19 protein-coding genes are annotated in these 19,122 nt (G+C 60.8%); 14 read left to right on the forward strand and 5 right to left on the reverse strand.

What is annotated here, in order from left to right; genetic code table 11:
• The 4 genes from FJ424_RS31495 to FJ424_RS31510 form a co-directional block, all read left to right on the forward strand.
• On the forward strand, window positions 1-3,201 hold a 3,201-nt coding region (locus tag FJ424_RS31495; RefSeq protein WP_140659638.1), incomplete at its 5' end, for an Ig-like domain-containing protein.
• 72 nt (window positions 3,202-3,273) lie between these two features.
• A complete protein-coding gene (locus FJ424_RS31500) occupies window positions 3,274-3,642 on the forward strand; it encodes a hypothetical protein (RefSeq protein ID WP_140659637.1) in 369 nt (122 codons plus the stop codon).
• A gap of 182 nt (window positions 3,643-3,824) precedes the next feature.
• Complete coding sequence (locus tag FJ424_RS31505) at window positions 3,825-4,529, forward strand: lytic transglycosylase domain-containing protein (RefSeq protein ID WP_181182245.1); 705 nt, start codon at window positions 3,825-3,827, stop codon at window positions 4,527-4,529.
• 230 nt (window positions 4,530-4,759) lie between these two features.
• Entirely contained in the window at window positions 4,760-6,007 is a 1,248-nt protein-coding gene (locus FJ424_RS31510) for a penicillin-binding protein activator (RefSeq protein WP_246677404.1), read from the forward strand.
• A gap of 10 nt (window positions 6,008-6,017) precedes the next feature.
• On the opposite strand, the gene FJ424_RS31515 is transcribed toward FJ424_RS31510, so the two are convergent.
• Genes FJ424_RS31515 through FJ424_RS31535 form a run of 5 tightly spaced genes read right to left on the reverse strand, consistent with a single transcriptional unit; the run spans window position 6,018 to window position 10,482 of the window.
• On the reverse strand, window positions 6,018-6,563 hold the full coding sequence (locus FJ424_RS31515) for a prepilin peptidase (RefSeq protein WP_140659635.1): 546 nt from the start codon (window positions 6,561-6,563) through the stop codon (window positions 6,018-6,020).
• Entirely contained in the window at window positions 6,560-7,108 is a 549-nt protein-coding gene (locus FJ424_RS31520; RefSeq protein ID WP_140659634.1) for a tetratricopeptide repeat protein, read from the reverse strand. Before FJ424_RS31520 ends, FJ424_RS31515 begins: the two co-directional genes overlap by 4 nt.
• 51 nt (window positions 7,109-7,159) lie before the next feature.
• Window positions 7,160-8,110 (reverse strand): type II secretion system F family protein, encoded by a 951-nt coding sequence (locus FJ424_RS31525; protein WP_140659633.1) that lies wholly within the window; start codon window positions 8,108-8,110, stop codon window positions 7,160-7,162.
• Window positions 8,111-8,128: 18 nt separating this feature from the next.
• A complete protein-coding gene (locus tag FJ424_RS31530) occupies window positions 8,129-9,100 on the reverse strand; it encodes a type II secretion system F family protein (protein ID WP_140659632.1) in 972 nt (323 codons plus the stop codon).
• Window positions 9,100-10,482 carry a CpaF family protein gene (locus FJ424_RS31535; protein WP_140659631.1) on the reverse strand — a complete coding sequence of 461 codons (1,383 nt, stop codon included), beginning with the start codon at window positions 10,480-10,482 and terminating at the stop codon, window positions 9,100-9,102. Before FJ424_RS31535 ends, FJ424_RS31530 begins: the two co-directional genes overlap by 1 nt.
• Window positions 10,483-10,979: 497 nt before the next feature.
• Between FJ424_RS31535 and FJ424_RS31540 the strand changes: the two genes are divergently transcribed.
• From FJ424_RS31540 to FJ424_RS31585, 10 genes are all read left to right on the forward strand, one after another.
• Window positions 10,980-11,192 carry a Flp family type IVb pilin gene (locus FJ424_RS31540; protein WP_140659630.1) on the forward strand — a complete coding sequence of 71 codons (213 nt, stop codon included), beginning with the start codon at window positions 10,980-10,982 and terminating at the stop codon, window positions 11,190-11,192.
• 101 nt (window positions 11,193-11,293) lie between these two features.
• Complete coding sequence (cpaB, locus tag FJ424_RS31545) at window positions 11,294-12,334, forward strand: Flp pilus assembly protein CpaB (protein WP_140659629.1); 1,041 nt, start codon at window positions 11,294-11,296, stop codon at window positions 12,332-12,334.
• A gap of 54 nt (window positions 12,335-12,388) precedes the next feature.
• Window positions 12,389-13,831, forward strand: coding sequence for a type II and III secretion system protein family protein (locus FJ424_RS31550; RefSeq protein ID WP_140659628.1), 1,443 nt, complete (start codon window positions 12,389-12,391; stop codon window positions 13,829-13,831).
• Window positions 13,818-14,117, forward strand: coding sequence for a hypothetical protein (locus FJ424_RS31555; protein WP_140659627.1), 300 nt, complete (start codon window positions 13,818-13,820; stop codon window positions 14,115-14,117). Before FJ424_RS31550 ends, FJ424_RS31555 begins: the two co-directional genes overlap by 14 nt.
• Window positions 14,118-14,187: 70 nt before the next feature.
• Window positions 14,188-15,708 carry a pilus assembly protein TadG-related protein gene (locus FJ424_RS31560; protein WP_181182244.1) on the forward strand — a complete coding sequence of 507 codons (1,521 nt, stop codon included), beginning with the start codon at window positions 14,188-14,190 and terminating at the stop codon, window positions 15,706-15,708.
• Between the two features lie 7 nt (window positions 15,709-15,715).
• On the forward strand, window positions 15,716-16,207 hold the full coding sequence (locus tag FJ424_RS31565; protein WP_181182243.1) for a TadE/TadG family type IV pilus assembly protein: 492 nt from the start codon (window positions 15,716-15,718) through the stop codon (window positions 16,205-16,207).
• A complete protein-coding gene (locus FJ424_RS31570) occupies window positions 16,201-16,839 on the forward strand; it encodes a TadE/TadG family type IV pilus assembly protein (RefSeq protein ID WP_140659624.1) in 639 nt (212 codons plus the stop codon). Before FJ424_RS31565 ends, FJ424_RS31570 begins: the two co-directional genes overlap by 7 nt.
• Entirely contained in the window at window positions 16,836-17,999 is a 1,164-nt protein-coding gene (locus tag FJ424_RS31575; RefSeq protein ID WP_140659623.1) for an AAA family ATPase, read from the forward strand. Before FJ424_RS31570 ends, FJ424_RS31575 begins: the two co-directional genes overlap by 4 nt.
• Window positions 17,986-18,555, forward strand: a complete 570-nt coding sequence (locus FJ424_RS31580) for a L,D-transpeptidase (RefSeq protein WP_140659622.1) — start codon at window positions 17,986-17,988, stop codon at window positions 18,553-18,555. Before FJ424_RS31575 ends, FJ424_RS31580 begins: the two co-directional genes overlap by 14 nt.
• Window positions 18,552-19,112 (forward strand): hypothetical protein, encoded by a 561-nt coding sequence (locus tag FJ424_RS31585; RefSeq protein ID WP_140659621.1) that lies wholly within the window; start codon window positions 18,552-18,554, stop codon window positions 19,110-19,112. The genes FJ424_RS31580 and FJ424_RS31585 overlap by 4 nt, the downstream gene beginning before the upstream one ends.
• Window positions 19,113-19,122: the final 10 nt, after the last annotated feature.

Below are 19,122 nucleotides of genomic sequence, written 5' to 3' on the forward strand. Positions count from 1 at the left end.
GACCCGAGCAACCCGGATAGCGCCTCCGGCACACTCACCATCACCATCGTCGACGACGCGCCGGTCGCCAATGCCGATATCGACACGACGGCTTCCGCAGTCGCAACCGGCAACGTCATCACCGCCGCGGGCACAACCAATTCCGGAGCAGATACATTCGGCGCCGACGGTGCGAGCGTAACGTCAGCCTATGGCAAGAACGGCCCGGGCTCGGCGCAAGCCGTGACAGCCGGCGGCGTGTCGATCGCGGGCCAGTACGGTACGCTGGTTCTGCACTCGGACGGCAGCTACACTTACGCCACCAACCCGAACTCATCCGGCACGGATGTCTTCCACTACACGCTGACAGATGGCGACGGCGACCAGTCGTCGACGACGCTGACAATCACCGCCATCAACAGTTCGCCTTCGCTTTCGGCTGCAACGGCGACGACCAGCGACGTCGCTGGCGACGACAGCATCGTCAATTCGAACGTCGATGCGTTCACGGCTCAGGTGCAAAGCGGCTCGATGAGCTTCAACTTCGGTGGTGACGGGCCGAATGCGACCACTCCGTTCGCCTACACCTATGACAACGGCCTCGGAACAGCGATACAGTCGCTGTCGACCAATGGATCGGGGCAAACGATCCTGACGCTGACCAGTGCGTCCTGGGTCCTCACGCTCAACGAGGTGACAGGCGCCTATTCATTCACGCAGACCGGCGCCTACCAGCATGATGTGGGCGCCACCTCGGACAGCGGCATCGTCACCGTTATTCTCACCGACAGCGACGGAACGACCGCGGTCAAGACGCTGACCATGACCATCAACGACGACGTCCCGACACTCGGGACGATCGACCACGGCGTGGTGGCCAACGAAGCCAACATCACGATTACCGGTCAGATGCCGGTAGACGGCGGCGCCGATCATCCGGTCACGGCCAGCCTGGCGGGCAACACAGCGCCAGCCAACCTTACCGTCGGCGGCAACGCGGTCCATTACTACGTCGATCCCAACAATCCGCAGACCTTGGTTGCCTATACCGGCAACGACCATACCCAAAACAACGTCTTTACGCTGACGGTAAACCCGGTCACCGGAACGTATACCTATACGGAACTGAAGGCCCTCGATGCATTCACCACCGTGAGCGTCGGCGGGTCGGTTACCGTCCCTGGAGGGCCGGTCGACTCGGTGCTGCTGACATCGGGCTCTAATGGAACCGGCACTAGTCTGGCCGTCATCAGTGGATGGCATGGTGATGCCGGATTCAATTTGGCCAATTGGCTAGCTGCCACGCCCGGCAGCGCGACTACGGGCATTTCGCTTCATGCAATCAACGGCAATTCAAATGGGTTTGGCGTTGACAGCGGCAACTTCAACGCCGGCGACATTATCCGTTTCGATTTCGGCGCGCCTACCGACTATGATGGGGCAGGACCTTACACAGCCTCGTCAACGACAGCGAACGTAACGTCGGCGACGCTGACCTTCACCAAATCGACGACCGTCGATTATGTCATTCACTATACCGACTCAACAACCAGCAGCGGCAGCTTCACGTCCAGCTCGTCGGTAGTCATTCCGTCGGTGACAGGAACGAAGTTCATCGACTACATCGAGCTCTATTCGGAAGGAGCGGCCGGAAAGGTTACTCTCGCCGACACAACGACAGCGTCCAATACCGGAACCACGAACCTGAATTTCGGTGTTACGGTGACCGACCACGACGGTGATAGCGCAAGCGGCACGATCGGCATCACCGTAGACGGTGACCACACGCTCAACGCCACGGCAGGTGTCAACAATGTCATCGCCGGTGGATCGAGCGCCGATACACTGGTCGGGGGCACCGGCAACGACCTGCTTATCGGGGGCGGCGGCAACGACACCCTGACCGGCGGTGCCGGCGCCGACCAGTTCCGGATGGCAACCAACACCGGAACGGACGTAATCAAGGATTTCGCCCACGGCACCGACAAGATCGGCCTGCTCGATACAGGTGTGAACGGCAGCGGCAGCGTCAATTTCGCCAACACTGTCGGAAGCTCCTCGGGGACGGCTCTCAACGCCAGCGATTTCGTGACCCACACGTCCGTGGCGGCGATCGTCGCCGCCGACTCGGCACACATCATCCAAATCACCGCAGCACAGACGGCAGCGCAAATAGCCGCCGCGGCCGGGGCAGCAACCAACGCCTATGTGCTTGTCTTCGACTCGACCACCAGTCGAGGCGAATTGTGGTTCGACACCGACTGGAGCACGGCCGCGGGCCGAACCCAGGTGGCTACTTTCGACAACATCACTTCGTTGTCCCCGCTTACCGCCCTGAACAATACGGATTTCGTCGTGCACAACAGCACGTCGGACCCCATCATTCTCGACCTGAACCACGACGGCTTCGCCTTCTCCGACATCAGCCACGGCGTGCAGTTCGACATCAACGGCGATGGCGTGAAGGACCAGGTCGCCTGGAACACGTCGAATGACGGCATCCTTGCGATGGACCTCAACCATGACGGCAAGATCGACGACGGCACCGAGCTGTTCACGCCAAACTTCGCCGGCGGTCATTTCGCCAGCGGCAGCGCCGCCCTGGCATCACTGGACAGCAACCACGACGGCGTCATCGATCACAATGATGCCGCCTACAGCAGTCTGCTGATCTGGAAAGATGCCAATGCCAACGGCATCAGCGACGCCGGCGAACTGTCTAGCCTCGCAGCCAACGGCATCACATCGATCAGTACGACCTCAAATGCCGCCAACGGCGAGATCGATGGTCAGACCGTGACGGGTACCGGAAGCTTCCATACGGCCGATGGGACGAGCGGCAACTATGTCGAGGTCGCGCTCGACACGGCGCTTGGCGCAGCGGCGCAGCCGGCCGTCGCTGCCGACGGGAGCAAGACCTTCGCCATCGGCTCGCTCGAGGTGACAGACCTGATCAGCGACTTCCATGACGGCGACAAGATCGACCTTTCCAGCTTGCTGAAGGGCCTCAGCGGCGTAGCCAACCTGGAGTCGGAAGGATTTGTCGAGCTTGCGCAGTCAAAGGACAATCCCGCAAACGCCGAGGTCAAGGTCGATACCAACGGCGGCGGCGACAACTTTCACACGGTCGCCGTGCTGGAGAACTACGCGCTCCACAGCGCTGCGGACGCAATCAAAGTTCTCTACGACGACGGCCATGGCACCAAGACGGCCACCATTTAACACTTATGCGTGGCCACGCTTCCATGCTAAGCATTAGCGAACCATGAATTCGCAATTCGGAGAGGGGCTTACATGAAACATTCCGTAAGATTGCTGGCTTCGGCCGCGGCGCTGCTGGTGGCCGGGTCGACGGGCTTCGCCGCCGACATCATCGGCGAGCCGGCGGTGAATTATTGCCGCACCGTCGGCACATCGGACCTGGTGCTGACCGACAACATGGTCGAGCTCAAGGGCCATGTGGTGAAGCTGATGGACGAATCGGTCGCCGTCGCCAACAGCCCGGAATGGATCAACTCGTCGCGCCCCGCCTTCGTCTGGGCGTCGGAAGCCAAGGTCGCCTGCGGCATGGCCTATGGCTACCTCAAGACGAACTACAAGGACGAAGACACGCTCAACAAATGCGAGTGCTTCCACGACCGCATGGTCGAATACATGCATTGAGCTGACGGGCAAGCGGACGCCGACTGGCTGCGATGGTGGCCGACGGAAAATTGCCGAAGGCGATCGCGCTAGATCGTTTCATCGTTTCACGGAAACGGCGAAACGATCTATCTCGTTGTTTTGACGCAATTCCGAACGGAAAACCGCTACGCACTTTTCCTGGAATTGCTTTGGCGGTCGCCTTGCTTGGTCTCGGTCAAACATCTGTCCACGCCAACTGGCTGGAACGGCCGCAGCCGTTGAGGGCGCGGCCGGCGCACTGCGCTGCGGCGCCGGAGCGGACCCGCGAGACATTCAAGGCATTCGCCACCTGCCAGGCGTCGCTCTACGGCCTCGAGCCGGTGCTGGCGCATGCGGTGATGGAGATCGAAAGCGGCTTCGATCCTGGTGTGCGCGGCGCCGATGGCGAAGTCGGCCTGATGCAGGTCATGCCGGCAACGGCGCGGATGCTCGGCTTTCACGGTTCGCTCGACGAGCTTGGCGAGCCCGCCACCAACATCGCGCTCGGCGTCAGATATCTGGCGCAGGCAAACAGGCTCTCCGCGGGCGATCTTTGCACCACCGTGATGAAATACCGGGCCGGGCACGGGGAAACCCGCTTCTCGGTCCGCTCGGTCAATTACTGCCAGCGCGCACGGGCGATCCTGGCACGGGAAGGCCTCGACGTGGCCGGGCCGCTGCCGGTGGCGACGATCGGGTTCTCCGACGTCTCGACGATCGGCTTCTCCGACACTTCCATGGACGGCGCGGTCACCGGCCAGGAGAAACGCGTCTGCGTGCGCCGATCGTTCGTGCCCGGGCCGCGCTACATGAAATGCGCCGAATATCGCAGCCCGGCGCAAGCAAGGGCGATACAGGCGCTGAGAGCGCGGCTCTTCGATGGCTAAACCATGACGCAAGAATCACGGGACGGCCAAGCAAGCAAGACGGTAAGGTCGGTTGAAGACAGACCGGGGCAAATACCTGGCGGCACATGGGTGGAAGCATCATGAAACTTGAGCGACACGATCCGGACCTGAAGCGCGCCGCGCCGAAATGGATCGTTGAGGCGCGCTTCAGGTCTTTGTCGGATGCACGTCGTCTCCCCAAAACCGGGACCACTTTTGGGCGACATGCATTGGGGGCGATCGCTCTGGGGCTCGCGGCGGCGCTGTGCGGATGCCAGTCCAAGAGCGGCGCGTCGGATGTGCTCGATCCATCGGCGATTGCAGCACCCGCCGGCCAGGCTGGCGCGCCCGCGGCGCCCGCCCAGCAGGCAAGCGGTTCGACCCCGGGCAGTTCAGCATTGAGCACCGCGACCTCGGGCGGTCCGACCTCGGCCGCCGCCGCCAAGGCCCAGCTGACGCTCGGAGCGGGACCGACCAAGGTGGCCATGCTGCTGCCGCTTTCGGCCCCCGGCAGCACGGGCGAGAACGGCCGGAAGATGTATGACGGCGCGCGGCTGGCGATGGCCGACCTCGGCGACAAGCTTTTGACGCTGACGATCGAGGATACGCGTGGCGACAGCGGCTACGCCAAGGACCTCGCGGTGAAGGCGATCACGTCGGGCACGGCCAAGGTCGTCATCGGACCGTCCGAGCTCGCGGCGGCGCAGCACCTTGCCAAGCTCTCCGGCTCGAAGCGGCCGCCGGTGCTGGCGCTGGCCGACAATTTCGCCGGCGGCCCCGGCGTCTATTCGGTAAGGCTCAGCGAAGCCGACAGCGCTGCGGCGGGCGCGGCGGCGATCGCCAGCAAGGGCGCCAGGAAATTCGTGCTGATGGTGCCTTCAGGCGCGGATTCGAGCCCCATCGAATCCCGTGTCGCCAACGCGCTCAGCATCTACGGCGCCGCGCTTGCGGTAACGCTGCCCTATTCGGCGACGGATGGCGGCGCCAAGGTGGTGTCCGACATGGGCTCGCTGGTCGAGGCGCCCGACGCCGTGGTCGTCGCCTGCGGCGACGGCAGCCCTATCGCCGTGCTCGCCGCGCTGAAGGCAAAAGGCATTCCCGGCAAGGCGGTGACGCTCGTCGGCACCGACCGCTGGCTCGAGCGGCCGATGGATCCGCTCTATGAGGGCGCCTATATCGCGACGCTCGACGAGGGCGAGACCGGGCCGATCGCCGACCGCTTCAAGGCGACCTACAAGTACCAATCGGACGTCAACGTGGCCTATGCCTACGACATGGTGGCGCTGAGCGCTGGCATAGCGAGCTCGGCCGGCTCCGACGGCTTCAACAAGCAGGTGCTGGAGAACACGACCGGCTTCCGCGGCTCGACCGGCCTGTTCCGCTTCCGCGCCGACGGCTCGAGCCAACGGTCGATGCCGTTTTTCAAGGTGGAGAAGGGCCGGCTGAAGCTGGTGGAGAAGCAGACGGCGGGGTTTTAGGGGGGCGAGCTCAGTTGAGCTGCTGCAAAATCCCGGAACTGGTTGCAACCATTAGTGCGTAATACATCTGCAAAGCTATCGCGCAGAAGGCAGCAGCCGAAATCGGCACGCCGAACGGCACGACGCCTTTACGGTCCAGGTGTTGCACGTAGTGGCGGAACATGCCTGCGGGTAGAAGAAAAGGATTCTTGACCACGGCCGCGGTGGCGATGGCGAAAGCCAGCAGCAGTACCGAAAATACGACCAGGTCGGTTCCGCCAATCAGAAATGGCATAACGCTCATCAGCTTGACGTCGCCTGCGCCAACCTTGCGCAGAAGCCAGAACGGAAAGAGCGCGGCAAAAAGGATCACGCCGCCGATCGCGCTGATGCCCATTTCCAACCACGACGCGGTCTGCAATGCATGGAAATGCAGTATTCCCAGACCGAGGCAGAGCAACAGCAGTACATCACGGTTTGAGATACGCTGCGTAGAAAAATCAGTCCAGGCGACACGCCCGAGCAACAGGATTGCCAGTCCCTTGAAGATGAGCGAAGCGGCGAGCAAAAGGCTCATGACCGCTCTATGTTCCGTACGCTGGAGGACAGGAGCTTCAGATTGTTGGCCACGGTCGGATCGTTGGGCGCGAGCTCATAGGCCTTGAGGAAGTTGGTGCGCGCATCCTGCAGCTTGCCACGCAGCAGATAGGAATAGCCGACGTTGTTGTAATATTCCGGCGTGGCGCCGAGCAGACGATAGGCCCTAGCATAAGCTATGTCAGCCAGATCGAAGCGCCGGATACGGTCGCAGGACGCGGCAAGGCCAAGCCAGGCGACGCCGTCATTCGGTGCCAGCCGGGTTGCCTTGTAGAACAAGGCTCCGGCATTGCCGTAGTTTTCCGAGCGGAATTGGGTCTTGGCCTCGGTGACCGCTTGGTCGGAGGCATAGTAGTCGACATCGCTGACGGTCTTCAGCCCATCGAACGTATCCCCAAAGGACGTGACGTCGCCCTTGGAGGGTTCATTGGTGCGAACGACACCATCGCTTGGATCGGTCTGGCAACCGGCAAGCAGCACAATCAGCAGACCTGTAGCGGCCGCCAGGCGTATTTTCCCTGTCATTCCGTCCCCCAGGGGTCCCCGACTCCAATTCGAACCTAAGCATATGACAGCTTAGAAGAAAATGCCTCTCATTCGAATGATCACCGGTAACATGATCACCATCATCACCACCGGGAAGATGCACAGCCCCAACGGAATCATCATTTTGACCGGCAGCGAATTGGCGCGCTCCTCGGCACTCAGAATTCTCTGCCCGCGCATCTCTTCGCTGTAAACGCGCAAAGCGTCGGTCAGGCTTGTGCCGAGTTCTTCCGACTGCCTGAACAGCACAGCCAGCGCCCGCGCCTCGTCAAGTCCGATACGGTCCGCGAGTTCGCGCAGTGCCTCCCGTAGCGGCCTGCCGGCACGCAGTTGCAGATTCATGATCGCAAGCTGGATGCCGAGCCATTTGTGGGTGCCGGCCAGTTCGCTGCTGACGCGCTCAACCGCTGCCTCCAGGCTCATTCCCGCGTCGGCACATGTGATCATCATGTCCATGAAATCGGGAAAGCCGCGACGATAGGTTTCCTTCTGTGCGCTCTCGAAGCGATCGAGCAAAACGCTCGGAATCACGAGGCAGGCGAGCCCGAACAAGCCGGCTCCGGAAAAGCCTATGAAACCGGGCAAGGAAGGCGGGAGCACTCGGGTCAGGAGCGCATAGACAGCCAGAAACCCGACACAGACCGCACCAAGGCGCGACAGGGTATAGAAGAGCGGAGCGCTCGGCTGATGGAAGCCGGCCCGAAAGAGCTTCGCTTCGAGGGCATTTGGCTCGTTCCGCTCCTTCTCTATCGATCGAAAATATGCATCGACCGGCCGCTGCGCTGCGATCCTGGCAAGTTGTTCCTGTCCGACGAGCGTGCGCGGATCGGCAATCCCTTCTCCCATCAGGCTTTGAACGACCAGCTTCCGCGTCTGCAGCGCCGGCAAAAAGACGAGTGCGCCGAACAAGAAAAGCGCCGCCGCCGCCACGAACACGGCGACGGAGACCAGAGCGCCCAGATCCTGAATAGTCGAAAACAAGTTTATGCCTCGCTCCTGTCAGAAATCGAAATTGACCATTCGATACATGATGAAATCCCCCAGCAGCGCCCATAGGCCAAAAATCAGGAACACCGGCATGATCAGCGGGTCGTGCCAAACCTTGCCGTAGTAGGTCGGAGAGAGCAGCTGAAGGGTCAAGAACATCGCAACCGGGAACAGTGAGATGACCCATGCCGATACCCGGCCCTCGGCCGAAAGCGCCCTGATCTTCCGCCGCAGCTTCTGCCTCTCGCGCAGCACGGATGAGAGATTGGAGAGGATCCCGGTCAAGTTGCCGCCGGTCTTGGCCTGGATCGACAGCGATACCGACAGCAAATGAAGTCCCTCGAAACCCACCCTCTGGGAGAGTTTTCGCACGGCCTGTTGGATGCTGAGGCCGAAGGTAATTTCGTCGGAGACGATACCGAATTCGGTGCCGAGAGGATCAGGCATTTCGCGGGCGACGAGACCAACCGCCACCGAGGCCGGATGTCCGGCGCGCAGCGAACGCACGATCATGTCCAGTGCGTCAGGTAGTTGTTTGGCGAATTTCTGGATTCGCTTGGCGCGCGCGCGGCGGAGAACGAGAAGCGGCAGCACAAATCCGATTGTCAGAAAAACAAGGAGCGACACCAAGGTCGAGAAGCCGAGAAGGAACGACAATAACAGCGCCAGTACCAGCCCGACGAGAATAAACATCGCGGCAAACGACAGGGGGTTTCCGGTGATTCCGGATTGAGTGTAGAGCCTATTCAGCCCGACCAAGCCAAAAAGAAAGTCGCCTGACTCCGTCAGCCCGCGCTCGCGCAGCAAACCTTGCAAGGTCCTTTCGGCCGGAGCGTCATCAGCCAGCCGCCTCAGCCGATGGTTGATCGCGCCAATCCGTGACCGGCTCTTTGCAAAGGAAAGATACAGAACCTCGCCGGCAAGAATAGCCGACGCGGCTGCGAGCATGTAAATAAAATAGAGCAAAGCTTGACCGGTCGGCATCAGAGCGCAGCCTGTGGGTTGAACGCGTCCTTGGCGAAATGATGGCCAAGCGTCGCCGCCTCAGGGGCAAAGCGTGGACGGATGCCGGTGGCGCGAAACTCGCCTATGATCTTGGCCTCCGGCGTCACCTCGCGACGGACGAAGTTGTAGATTTCCTGGAGCTGGACGACATTGCCTTCCATGCCGGTGAGTTCACAGATGGAAACAACACGCCTTCCCCCGTCCGAAAGACGCTGCGTTTGCACGATGATGTCGATGGCTGACGCAATCTGCGCGCGAATGGATTCATGGGTCATCGGCATGCCGGCCATGCCAACCATCTGTTCGAGACGAGACAGCGCGTCACGCGGCGTGTTGGCGTGGATCGTGGTCATCGAGCCTTCGTGGCCGGTGTTCATGGCCTGCAGCATGTCGAAGGCTTCCTCGCCACGCACTTCGCCGACGATGATGCGGTCGGGCCGCATACGTAGCGCGTTCTTGACGAGCTCGCGTTGACGGACCTCGCCCTTGCCCTCGACATTGGGCGGGCGGGTCTCCAGCCGGCCGACATGAGGCTGCTGCAGTTGCAACTCCGCCGCGTCCTCGATGGTAATCAGGCGCTCGGTGGCAGGGATGTAGCTCGACAGTGCGTTGAGCAAAGTGGTCTTGCCGCTGCCGGTGCCACCCGAAACCAGGATCGATTTGCGCGCCAGCACGGCGATCCGCAACAGATCGATCATCGGCTGCTTGATTGAATTGAGCGCCATCAGTCGTTCGAGTGAATAGGGATTCCTGGAGAATTTGCGGATTGAGACCAACGGACCGTCGACCGAGATAGGCCGCACGGCGATGTTGACGCGCGAGCCGTCATCCAGGCGCGCATCGACCATCGGTGACGACTCATCGACACGCCGGCCGATGTTGGAGACGATCTTATTCACGACGCGCAGCAGATGCGCCTCGTCGCGAAACCGGATCGAAGTTTCCTCAAGCACGCCACGGCGTTCGATGAAGACGTGGTTGTGGGTGTTGATCAGGATATCGGCGATCGAATCGTCCTTGAGAAGTGGTTCGATCGGGCCGAGCCCTAGCATTTCGTCGGCCGTATCGCTGGTCAGTTGATCCAGTTCTCGCGCGTTGAGCGGAACATTCCGGCCGCGCACGAATTCGCGCACGATCGGCCGAATTTCATTCAGGATTTCGTCCTTGGAGGCATTTTCCAACGCCGTCAGATTAAAACGGTCGATGAGGTGGCGATGCAATTCGACCTTGAGGGTCAGAAAATCATCGCCCTGTAGTTCGGCTTCGGCCATGGGAGCACTGGCCGTTCCATTCAAAGCAGTGACGACCGGCGCCTGTGGCGCCTTCTGTTCACTCGGCCCTTTGATGAAGCGACCCAACATGCCGCCGATCCCCCGTTGATTTCCCCGACGTTGAAACTAAGCGTTAACCACGAGGGGCACAAGCGGCCTGCAGACAACTTGGGCATATTACTTGCGACATAGTTAAGAAATGGACCCTAAATCCCCATCCGTTATTTGAACTTCTGCTTCTGCACGGACGAAAGTCCTAAGACCTTTGCCGCACAGTAAGAGCAAAAGTCCGCTAACCCATTAGATATAATGAATTATGTAGGGCTTCTAATTCGTCCACGAAAAGGCGTAACCGTGGCCGAATTGTGAATGAATGGTTAAGGCGACTTGAAAAATGAGGCGAATCAAGGCCTTGTCGAAAATAAAAAGGCTTCTGATCGAGTATTGAAGGGTTAAGCTTCCGTTAATCCGTTTGACACTGCTTTTTCGCACGACCTAGGATTGAAGGTGACGGGGGATGCTTGGGTATGGGGTTCATCCTTAGGCTCTGTCTCGTCGGGTTCAAACCTCCAAAGGGAGAAATTATCATGAAGAAGCTCATGACGATGACCCGGCAGTTCCGCGACGACGAAAACGGCGCTGCCATGGTCGAATATTCCATCCTTATCGGCATCATCGCCGTTGCATCGATCATGGTTGTCATCGCCATCGGCGCGTGGGTGAACGGTCGGTTCACAGATCTCTGCACCGCCCTCGACGCGCACCCGACTGGCACTTGCTCGGCCCTCGGCGGAAGCTGATCGCCTAACAAACTCAGGTCCGGGTCTCATGACCCGGACCTGAACCGGTCGCACTGGGCGAGTGCGGTTCATTTTTTACTGGCCTTTTGGGGTTTAGGCTCATGCGCGCCAACACACTTATCATGATCATCCTGGCCGGCGTGTTCGGCGTCCTGGCGGTTGTCCTTGTGAATATCTGGCTGGCCAGCCAGCGCAGCGCCATGGCAGAGGCAAACGGTGTCCAGCGCGACACAGTCGTAGTAGCCGCGGTGCCATTGAAATTCGGCGACACGCTAACATCAGACAAGCTCCGCGAGATCGCCTGGCCGGCGGGCGCGGTTCCAACCGGCGCCTTCAAGACCACGAAAGACGCGTTGGCCGGCGAAGGCGCAAAGCAGGCGCTGCAGACGATTGGCACCAACGAGCCCGTTCTCGCCACCAAGATCACCGGCCCCGGCCAGCGCGCCACGCTCTCGGCAGTACTCGGCGAGGGCATGAAGGCCGTTTCCATCAGGGTCAACGACGTGCTTGGCGTCGCCGGCTTTGTCTTCCCGGGGGACCGCGTCGATATCCTCCTGACGCGAACCGTGCGCGACAATGACGGCACGGACAAGAGTTTTGTCGACGTGCTGCTGCAGAGCATGAAGGTGCTCGCCGTCGACCAGGTTGCCGACGAAAGCAAGGACAGTCCGACGGTTGTCAAGGCGGTAACGGTCGAGGCCAGCACCAAGGACGCGCAGAAGCTCACACTCGCCGCCGGCGCCGGCCAATTGTCGCTGGCGCTTCGCCAAGCCGCGGCCAGCAGGGGCGAGACGACCGAACGTGTGACGCTTTCGGATCTGACCGGCGAAACGCCTGACGATGTTGCCAAAAGGCAGGCCGAACTGGATAAGCAGGCAGCCGCCGAAGCGGAGGCCGCAGCTGCGCGCAAGCGCGCCGACGACAGGATTGCCGGATTGACCCAGGCCGTCGAACGGGTAGGCAGCAAGCTCGACGATTTGAGCAAGGTCAAGCCGGCACCGGCTGTGGCATCTGAGCCGCAGGTGCAAGAAGTTGTCAAGGAAGTGGTCAAATACGTACAGCCGGAGCCGCCGGCACGGGCGACAGTCGGTGTATTTCGAGGTATAAAGCTAGAAACATACGACGTGCCGCGACAAAAGTAACGTTGGCACTAGGATAGGCGGAGTCCGAATCAGCCAACGAGGGGGTAAGCGTAGATGCGTAAGTTCTGGGGACCACTTACGGCAGCCGCTTTGGCGTTGTCCTGTGCGTTGCCGCTGAGTTCCGCGGTTCACGCTGCAGACCGCAGCATCGACGTATCGAGCCCGACAATCCATCGCATCTTCGTGCCGGTATCGCAGTCGGTGACGATCCAGGTAAACTCGACCCTGGGCGACATTGTCGTGGGCGACGAAAAGATCGCCGATGCCCAACCGATGACGGACAGGACGCTCTATGTCATCGGCAAAGGTGTCGGCACGACAACCGTCAATCTGTTTTCTGAAGAGAAGCGCTCGCTGGGCACATTGCAGGTCGAGGTTGGCCAAGACGTCAGTGATATGGCGGCGGCGATCCGCCAGGTGGCGCCGAAGGCGCGCATCGAGATTGGTTCCATCAACGGCAAGATCAGGCTGGCAGGTCATGTCAAGGATGGAGCCACTCTGGCGTCGATCCTTGAGGTGGTGCAGCAATATGGCCCCGACGCCATCATCAATTCCGTCATCGTCGACGACAGCCAGCAGGTGAATCTCGAGGTCCGCGTGCTTGAGGCCAAGCGCAACGCCGGCCGCGATCTCGGCGTGTCGATCCGGAGCACAAATAGCAGCGGCACAACCCGTACAGGGACGGGCATCGCGGCCGCCGACGAAGATAATGTAGTGCTCGGCCCGGGCGGTCTGCTCAGCGGCCTGCTGTCGACTAGCAACCCTTTCGCGGCGCTGATTACGCGCGTCATTGACAGCAACATCAAGGTCGACCTGATCATTGAAGCGCTTGAGGCAAAGGGCGTGGTGCGCACGCTGGCTGAACCCAATCTCACGACCTTGTCCGGCGAGCCGGCTAGCTTCAACGCCGGCGGCGAAGTGCCTATCCGTGTCATCGGCACTGATGGCGAGATAACCATCACGTACAAGCAATTCGGCGTCAATCTGATGTTCACGCCGGTCGTACTCGACGACGGCAAGATCCATATGAAGCTGGCGCCGGAAGTGAGTGACCTCACCGGTTTCACCACCGCCGGCGACCCGATCTTCACCAACCGCAAGCTGGCAACCGTCGTCGAACTGCGCGACGGCCAGAGTTTCGCTGTCGGCGGGCTCCTGTCGAGCAAGACCACCAAGCTGCAGAACCAGGTGCCGTGGCTCGGCCAGGTTCCGGTTATCGGCACGCTGTTCCGCAATTCGAGCAACCAGAAGGAAGAGACCGAACTGGTCGTCATCGTCACGCCGCATATCGTGCGTCCGGTTAAGCCCGGCGAGCAACTGGCGACGCCATTCGACAAGACGCGGCCGGCCAACGACCCGGAATTCTTCATCCTCGGGCAGTTGGAGGTGAACAAGGATATGATCCGAAAATATGAAACGGGCGACGGCGTCACCGGTCCCTATGGCCACATGCTGGACTTCAAATCGAAGGACAAGATGCTCTATGTCAAGAAATAGCGTCCTGCTCATCCTCCTGTGCGCTGGCGCTCTGACGGGCTGCGCCGCCGACTATCTCAACAACTACGACACAGTGACGCTGGCTGCCGGCGACACGCAGAAATTCAATTCAATGCTGCAGACGGTCGATCCACTCAATCCGAACTCGAAGAACACACATATAGAAGGCGACGGCGCGCGGGCAGCCGCCGTTGCGCAGAGCTACAAATTTCCGCCGCCACCACCGCCACCGCCTGCGATCACGGTCAATGTCGGCGGGTCGGGTGTGACCAACGGAGCGAATTGAACAGAAGGATGCGGTCGCAATGCGCCGGGTGAGCGAGGGGCCGGCTGCAAGGAAACTAGAGAGTAGGGTCATGTTGGGGACCGTTAAGGCGTTCTGGAACGATCAACGCGGCATTGCGATGATCCTAGTGGCTATAATGATACCGGTACTTGTCGGTTTCGCTATTCTGGCCATCGATTTCAGCCGGGCCAGCGGGCTGCACAATGATCTTCAGAAAGGCGTCGATGCGCTTGCTCTTGCGGCTGCCGCCGAACTGGATGGCCGAGCTGATTCGACCGAACGGGCCACCCGAGCGGCGACGACGCTGTTGACCAACAAGACCCTGTTTTCTACCTCGGGTGGCCACACGCTCGCACCAGGGGATGTGACGATTACCTATCTCTCCGGGATACCTGCCAGTGACGCCATTGCACTGACGGCCGCAGGCGTCGACGCCAATGGTGTCAACTGGGCGGCACCCGACTCCAAATCCGCGATATTCGCCGAAGTCACGGTGAACGCGTCGGGCTTGGCAGATGGTGCCGGCGCTTTCCAGACGATCTTTCCAGTAAGCCTTATCGGCGGCAGCAATACTATGGACATCCAGCCACAAGCTGTGGCCGGGTTCGTTCAGTCGATCTGCGAAACCGTGCCGATCTTTATGTGCAACCCGTTCGAGACGGACGACCCGTTGACCAGCAAGACCATCCAGCAGGCGTTCGCCTCTGGCGACACCTACAGCCGGGAATTCCGGATCCTGAAGGTCGATAGCAACCCCGGCCCCGGCAACTTTGGCCTGCTGCAGAACGGTCTGACCTCGATACAGGAGGGAATGGCCAAGGGAACCGCCGGCACCTGCTACAGCCGCACTTCGCTGACTACCAAGACGGGCGTCACCTTGGGACAGGTAAATACTGGCCTTAACGTCCGGTTCGACCTCTATCAGGGGTCTTTGAAAAACAACAAGGATCTCGGCTACCGCCCCGCGAGCAACGTACGCAAGGGAGCAAGCAAGAACAGCAATTGCAACAAGTTTGATGTGGCGACAGATGGTTCCGCACTGCCTCTTCCGGTTGGCACTGGCTATGACTCAGCTAAGGGCATGACGCTGCCGATCCCATCGAATTCGTTCTGGACCGCCTACTGGGCCGCCAACCACAAGGACGCTTCGTATCCGAACCTACCGGCGAAGACTGACCCGCTCAAGCGTAACGTTCCCGCATCCAGGTATGATGTCTACAGCTATGAAATCGCGGCCGGGATCGTGGGCGACAAGTCGAAAGGGCCTTCAAACGAAGTGGGAACGCCTTCCTGCTACAAGGGAGACCTCACCAAGGCAGATCCGAACCGCCGGCTGATGAACATGGCCATCATCGATTGCAAGGCGAACCAGGCGAAGTTGAACGGGCACACCGCAGTCCGACCGGATGGCTATGCCAGCGTCTTCATAAACAACCCGATCCAGAAGGTGAATCCCAACGACGAGGATAATCCGGAAAGTAACGGCGCCGAAAAGCCTATCAGCCTGGAGATCGTCGACGTCGATGGCGGATTCGCCAACAACACCCTTGTCGACAAAGCTTTCCGCAACGAAGCCCAGTTGTATCGATAGTGCCGACATGAGCAAGCTTGGCCAAATCATCCGGCGGTTCCAGGGCGACGAAAGTGGCATCGCCTTGGTTGAAGCCGCGATCACCATACCACTCGTGTTGCTGTTATCGGTCGGTGTGTTCGAGTTCTCCAACGTTTTGAACACGCGCCTGCTCCTTGAAGCAGGCGTCGAGGATGCAGCCCGCTATATGGCGCGATGCAGTAGCGACTGGGACACTTGCAAGGGGCGCGCACAAAACCTTGCTGCCAATGGGGCGGTCGTTAGCGGCAATGCCAGAGTGGCTGGATGGCTTCCACCGACAGTTACGATTACTAAAACGTCCAAGGCCGCGACCGATGTAGCCACAGGCACCCAGCTTTATCTTAGCAACACGAGCACGGTCGACGTCGTAGACGTCAGTACATCCTATTCTTACCCAGACTTCGGATTCTTGTCGTATCTTGGCTTTGGTGCTCTTACCCTAAGTGTCTCCCATCAAGAACGAGTTATCGGATGGTGATGGGAAACCAAAGGTTTTGCGCCGAGCAGTCGGGCACCGCGATGGTCGAAATGGCTATCGTTCTGCCATTACTATTGACGCTTCTGCTTGGCTTCGTCGATTTCGGCTATGCCTTTTACCAATGGAACGCCGGAAACAAAGCTGTGCAAGCCGGCGCAAGACTGGCGCAGATTTCTACCCCTGTAGCACTCGGTCTTCCGTCTGAGACAATAACGCAGAGCGATGTAACCAAAGTCGGAACCGCAGTGCCGGCCGGCACGTATAATTATGTCTGCACTGCAAGCGCAGCAGGTGTCGCTTGCTGCAGTATCGGAGGAGGCGCGTGCCAACCATCGAACGCGAGCCAAGCCGCGTTCGATGCGATCTATGACGGCACAGCCAACCGGGCCGGAATGCACGACTTCCTGTCGACGCTGAAAAAGTCAGAGGTTCGGATCGCATACGCCGCCTCAGGCCTCGGCTATTGGACGCGCCCCAGCGGGCCGGTGCCTACCATCACCACCAGCATCACCAACCATCCGTTCCAGTTCTTCTTCCTAGGCGGACTGCTCGGTTTCAACAGCATTACCATGCCCTCCATGCTGAGCACGGTCACGGGCGAAGACATGAAGAGCACGTGGACATCACCATGAACGCCATCAACACCAAGGTTACACCGACCAAGCGAAAGCAGGTGGCGCTGTTCTCGTCGGATGCGAATTTCAAGCGCGAGGTGGCGACGCGGCTCGACGCGCTGGCGATCTATGACGTCAAGGTTTCGGACGCGGCCGAGTTCCTCAAAGGGCCTTCCGCCGACAGCCGCCCCGGTATCGTCATCCTCGATCTCGCCAATGGCGAACTGCTCGGCCAGCCCGGCGTCGTCGAAGTGCGATCAAAGTGGGCCTCGGTGCCGCTGATCGCGATTTCCGACGAGCTCAGCTCCGAGCAGACGCGCGTTCTGGTGCGCATGAACGCGTCGGACTGGCTGCACAAGCCGCTCGACGCCAAGGAGCTGCTCAACGCCGTCACCTTCCACGACACCGGCAGCCAGGGCACCAAGAGCCGGATCGTCACCTTCATTGCCGCCAGCGGCGGCGCCGGCGCCACCACGCTGGCGATTTCGGCGGCGGAGCACCTGGCCGCCAAGTCGGCCGAGCGGGCGGCCTCGACCTGCCTGGTCGACCTCGACTTCCAGAGCGCCAATTGCGGCGCCTATCTCAACCAGTTCAACCAGTTCGACCTGACCGGCATCATCGGCCAGCCGGAGCGGCTCGATGTCGAGATGATGGACGTCATCAAATTGTCGCGGCCGTCCGGCCTCACGCTCTACTCTTTCGAGCGGCCGCAACTGCCGTTCGAGCCGCACGGTTCCGACTTCGTCTTCAGGCTGCTCGATCTCGTCGCCTACCGCTTCGACGACATCGTCATCGACCTGCCCAACATCGAGACGCCGTGGCACGATTCGGTGCTGCGCACGAGCGACGAGATCTTCATCGTCTTCGAGCTCAATGTCGCTTCGCTGCGGCAAGGCAAGCGGCTCTACAAGAAGATCCGCGAATTGCGCGGCAACAAGGTCAACATCACGCTGGTCGCCAACAAGCACAAGCGCAAATGGTTCGGCAACCACTTCTCGCGCAGCGAGCTGGAGAAGATCTTCAAGGCGCCGCACATCAAGTCGCTGGCGCTGGACAACGCGCTTCTGGCCGACGCGCTGAACCGCGCCATCCTGCCTTCCGAGGTGGATGGGCGCGCGCGCTTCAACAAGGATTTGAAACGCATGTTCAAGGAGCGGCTGGACAATGCCCAGCGCTAGCCGCTTCACTGCCGCGCACCTAGCCGGTGCCTTTGTGGCCGGCGTGGTGCTGGTGTCGGCTTGCGGTTTGGCGGAGGCCGGATCGCCGCCGCTGCCGGCCATGGGCCCCAGCCTGCGCAAGGCGGTCGCCTTTGAGACCGGCGAGCAGCCGGGCACGATCGTCATCCGCAAAAACGAGAAGGCGCTCTACCTGGTGACGGGCCAGGGCCAGGCGCTGCGCTACCAGATCAGCGTCGGCCGCGACGGCTTCGGCTGGACCGGAACGGTCAAGGTAGCCTCCAAGACCGAATGGCCGGAATGGCGTCCGCCCAAGGAAATGCGCGCGCGCCAGCCGGAACTGCCGGCGATGGTGCCGGCCGGTCCCTACAATCCGCTCGGCGCCCGGGCGCTTTATCTGTCACGCGACGGGCGCGACACGCTCTATCGCATCCACGGCACCAACGATCCCAAGGGCGTCGGTTTCGACGGCACGTCCGGATGCTTCCGGCTGACGAACACCGATGTGATCGATCTCTTCAAGCGCGTCGCGGTGGGCGCAAAGGTGGTGGTTGAATGACGATGATCAGCGAGCCGGACGTTCCGGCAATCGAACTCGGCCACAGGGAAGCCGCTCCGGGAAAGCCCAGCCGGGCCAGACTGATCGGTGTCGTCGCGGTGGGCGCCGCGCTCGTCACCTTCGTCAACGTGACGGCCGCCGTCTATCTCTATCGCGGCGTCAACGACCTCAAGACGATAGAGGCGCGGCTGGGAGAGCTCGGCCAGTTCGAGCAGCGGATCGGCGCCCGCATCGACACCGTCAACAACGGTTTCCAGAGCCGGTTCGAGACGCTGGACCGTCAGTTGCAGGCGAATTTCGGCCAGATCAACGGCAATATCGCCAAGCTGGAGCAAGGCCAGCCCGTCGCCGCCAGAGAGCCAGCACCTGGCGCGCCGGAGCCAGCCCTACTTGACAACACCACGGTGGCGGATGCTTCCGCGGCCGACGAAAGCGGCGGCGATGCCGCCGACGCGCGGCTCTCGTTCAAGCGGAAGGTCGCGCCTCCGGGCCCCAACCCGGCCTACCAGCGCATCCAGCAGCCCGACGGCAAGGTCTATTACAAGAAGATCAACTGAACGCGCGGGG

Origin of the sequence: Mesorhizobium sp. B3-1-8 (assembly GCF_006439495.1) — a bacterium.
Lineage (GTDB): Bacteria > Pseudomonadota > Alphaproteobacteria > Rhizobiales > Rhizobiaceae > Mesorhizobium.

What these genes read in the sequence shown, in the direction of transcription:
- FJ424_RS31500 (WP_140659637.1), top strand. Translation starts at nt 3,274, where the DNA reads ATGAAACATTCCGTAAGATTGCTGGCTTCGGCCGCGGCGCTGCTGGTG.
- FJ424_RS31515 (WP_140659635.1), bottom strand. Translation starts at nt 6,563, where the DNA reads ATGAGCCTTTTGCTCGCCGCTTCGCTCATCTTCAAGGGACTGGCAATC.
- FJ424_RS31520 (WP_140659634.1), bottom strand. Translation starts at nt 7,108, where the DNA reads ATGACAGGGAAAATACGCCTGGCGGCCGCTACAGGTCTGCTGATTGTG.
- FJ424_RS31530 (WP_140659632.1), bottom strand. Translation starts at nt 9,100, where the DNA reads ATGCCGACCGGTCAAGCTTTGCTCTATTTTATTTACATGCTCGCAGCC.
- FJ424_RS31535 (WP_140659631.1), bottom strand. Translation starts at nt 10,482, where the DNA reads ATGTTGGGTCGCTTCATCAAAGGGCCGAGTGAACAGAAGGCGCCACAG.
- FJ424_RS31540 (WP_140659630.1), top strand. Translation starts at nt 10,980, where the DNA reads ATGAAGAAGCTCATGACGATGACCCGGCAGTTCCGCGACGACGAAAAC.
- cpaB (WP_140659629.1), top strand. Translation starts at nt 11,294, where the DNA reads ATGCGCGCCAACACACTTATCATGATCATCCTGGCCGGCGTGTTCGGC.
- FJ424_RS31550 (WP_140659628.1), top strand. Translation starts at nt 12,389, where the DNA reads ATGCGTAAGTTCTGGGGACCACTTACGGCAGCCGCTTTGGCGTTGTCC.
- FJ424_RS31555 (WP_140659627.1), top strand. Translation starts at nt 13,818, where the DNA reads ATGTCAAGAAATAGCGTCCTGCTCATCCTCCTGTGCGCTGGCGCTCTG.
- FJ424_RS31560 (WP_181182244.1), top strand. Translation starts at nt 14,188, where the DNA reads ATGTTGGGGACCGTTAAGGCGTTCTGGAACGATCAACGCGGCATTGCG.
- FJ424_RS31565 (WP_181182243.1), top strand. Translation starts at nt 15,716, where the DNA reads ATGAGCAAGCTTGGCCAAATCATCCGGCGGTTCCAGGGCGACGAAAGT.
- FJ424_RS31570 (WP_140659624.1), top strand. Translation starts at nt 16,201, where the DNA reads ATGGTGATGGGAAACCAAAGGTTTTGCGCCGAGCAGTCGGGCACCGCG.
- FJ424_RS31575 (WP_140659623.1), top strand. Translation starts at nt 16,836, where the DNA reads ATGAACGCCATCAACACCAAGGTTACACCGACCAAGCGAAAGCAGGTG.
- FJ424_RS31580 (WP_140659622.1), top strand. Translation starts at nt 17,986, where the DNA reads ATGCCCAGCGCTAGCCGCTTCACTGCCGCGCACCTAGCCGGTGCCTTT.
- FJ424_RS31585 (WP_140659621.1), top strand. Translation starts at nt 18,552, where the DNA reads ATGACGATGATCAGCGAGCCGGACGTTCCGGCAATCGAACTCGGCCAC.